Annotated in this window: 1 protein-coding gene; it reads left to right on the forward strand. The window is 65.2% G+C overall.

The window, feature by feature from the left end:
• Positions 1 to 91: 91 nt before the first annotated feature.
• The coding region (locus AC1D00_RS41340; RefSeq protein ID WP_477014668.1) for a Clp protease N-terminal domain-containing protein at positions 92 to 1,338 on the forward strand (1,247 nt) is incomplete at its 3' end.

Raw genomic sequence — 1,338 nt, forward strand, 5'->3', positions numbered from 1 at the left:
GAGAAACGTCAATGCGGTAATCGGAAACCCAATGAAGATGCCGTGTGGAGTGCCTTAGAGGGCTCCATGGGCAGGCCGAGGGACAGAAAAGATGAACATCGAGAAATATACCGAACGATCCAGGGGCTTCATCCAGTCGGCGCAATCGCTTGCGATGCGCGAGGGGCACCAGCAGTTTTCGACCCCGCACGTCCTGAAAGTCCTCCTGGACGACAATGAGGGGCTCGCTGCCGGTCTGATCGACCGTGCCGGCGGCAATTCCCGCGCAATTCTGAAGGCGACCGAGGACGCCCTGAACAAGGTGCCGAAGGTCTCCGGCGGCGGCGGGCAGATCTATCTTGCGCCCGAACTGGCCCGCACCTTCGATGCCGCCGAAAAGGCCGGCGAGAAGGCCGGCGACAGTTTTGTCACCGTCGAGCGGCTGCTGCTCGGCCTCACGCTGGAGAAGACCAGCGAGGCCGGCGCGATCCTCAGCAAGGGCGGTGTCACCCCGCAAAACCTCAACGCGGCCATCGAGGCGCTGCGCAAGGGCCGCACGGCCGACTCGGCGACCGCCGAGAACGCCTATGACGCGCTGAAGAAATATGCCCGCGACCTGACCCAGGCGGCGCGCGACGGCAAGCTCGACCCGGTCATCGGCCGCGACGASGAGATCCGCCGCACCATTCAAGTGCTCTCGCGCCGGACCAAGAACAACCCCGTCCTGATCGGCGAGCCCGGCGTCGGCAAGACCGCCATCGCCGAAGGCCTTGCGCTGCGCATCGTCAATGGCGACGTGCCGGAGAGCCTGAAGGACAAGAAGCTGCTCTCGCTCGATCTCGGTGCGCTGATTGCCGGCGCGAAATACCGCGGCGAGTTCGAGGAGCGGCTGAAGGCCGTGCTCCAGGAAGTGACCGGGAGCGAGGGCACCTTCATCCTGTTCATCGACGAGATGCACACGCTGATCGGCGCCGGCAAGGGCGACGGCGCGATGGACGCGTCGAACCTGCTGAAGCCGGCGCTCGCGCGCGGCGAACTGCACTGCATCGGCGCGACCACGCTCGACGAGTACCAGAAGCACGTCGAGAAGGACGCAGCGCTGGCGCGGCGCTTCCAGCCGATCTTCGTCAGCGAACCCTCGGTCGAGGACACCATTTCGATCCTGCGCGGGCTGAAGGACAAGTACGAGCAGCACCATGGCGTGCGGATCACCGATTCCGCGCTGGTGGCGGCCACGACGCTGTCCAACCGCTACATCACCGACCGCTTCCTGCCGGACAAGGCGATCGACCTCATGGACGAGGCCGCGGCGCGGCTGAAGATGCAGGTCGATTCCAAGCCGGAAGAGCCGGATTCGCT

It is taken from the genome of Bradyrhizobium sp. P2_E8 (genome assembly GCF_056403875.1).